The organism is Bacillus testis (assembly GCF_001243895.1).
In the GTDB taxonomy this organism is placed as follows: domain Bacteria; phylum Bacillota; class Bacilli; order Bacillales; family DSM-1321; genus Bacillus_AD; species Bacillus_AD testis.
Genome location: NZ_LN851184.1, coordinates 1 through 1,468, shown reverse-complemented (window position 1 = coordinate 1,468; position 1,468 = coordinate 1). Strand labels below are relative to the sequence as shown.

The window sequence follows — 1,468 nt, the reverse complement described above, 5'->3', positions numbered from 1 at the left end:
GACCACTCCACTTCATAAGGATGATTGATTTCGTTATCCCGTTGGCCAATATACTCATAAAAATGTTCTTCAATTTCTTTCATATCATGCTGTAATAACAGACTAATTATTTCATTGATTCGTTGTTTACGAATAGCTAATGAGGGAACCAAAAGATACTCACGAATCCTAGCCGGTAAGTATTCCTTATATCGTGAATGTCCAATAACACGCGGTTTATGCATCCAATCTTTCAATATGTCACTCCATGGGATTAATCTTCTCTTCTTCATGTACGGACGGAAGTCCGTTAGTAATATTTCTCCATTACCGGTCACAATCCGATATTGATCCCAATATAGAATACAGTATAAAGGATAATAATTTTTGGCTTTAGGAATATGAATAAGATGTTGATCCAATTTGAATTCATTGTATTTATTTACTTTAATCAATGTTTCCTTAAACACAGGATAATCTTCTTCTGGCAGCTTATATAACTTCTTTTGTTCTTCTTCCCACAGATACTCTATTGATTCTTGTTTCTTATAATGTTCTCTTTGTCGATCTTTCTGTAATACTTCTTTTAATTGTTCAGTCAAGTCATCAAAATCCTTTATTACTGGAGGGACGCTAAAAAAGTTGTATCGTATATAACCAACCTTTCTTTCCACGCTTCCTTTTTCATGTCCACTTCGGGGATTACATACTTGTACGTCAAATCCATAATGGTTTTGAAAAGCCATCAATTCATCTGTTAATTGAGCTTCTCCATTTGAATCCCTTACTTTTTTGACAGCTGGCGTTAGATTATCAATTCGTATACTTTTTGGTACGCCACCTGCTTGTTCAAACAATTGCTTTAATCCACTTAAAAAGCATTCTTGATTTTCTGAAGGAAGTGGGACAGAGAAAGCCACATTACTATAGGGGAAAGACATAATTAATGCATGTATATCGACTATTTCCCCCTCCAGCACAGCCTCCATGATTCCAAAATCAACCTGAGCTTCTCCAATTGGATGATTCAATCGCTCATATCCTTTATCCTTTTGACTCTCTTCAGTCGCCCTCCAATCCGAAATAAATTGGCAAACGGTTCGATAAGAACCGGGAAAGCCATACTTCAATAATTCTTGAAAAAGTTGTTTATTTGTTCTACGAAGTTTCTTTTTTAAGCGAGCATCTTCTTCCAACCAATCACATACCATCTCTCCCCAACGTTCTTCATACATCATTCCTTTTTTAGATTGAATTTTAGAAGTGGGTACCTGATCTTTATCCGCATATTTTTTTGCGGTCCGCCAATTGATATTCATGGTTTTTGCGATTTTGGAAATAGATAACCCTTTTTGATTTCTCATTAATTTGATACAATGAACCTCAGACATTGCTAGCATCCTTTCTTACCTCCACTGTTTGATTAGACACCTATACAGTAGAGGGACTTGGGGTGACTGGCAAGTCTTTTTTTTATGGCACTAAAAAA

Annotated in this window: 1 protein-coding gene; it reads right to left on the bottom strand. The window is 35.8% G+C overall.

Annotated features, from left to right (window positions below; genetic code table 11):
• Nucleotides 1-1,379: IS21 family transposase (istA, locus tag BN1765_RS00340; RefSeq protein WP_050613345.1), on the bottom strand; the 1,379-nt coding region annotated here is incomplete at its 3' end.
• Nucleotides 1,380-1,468: the final 89 nt, after the last annotated feature.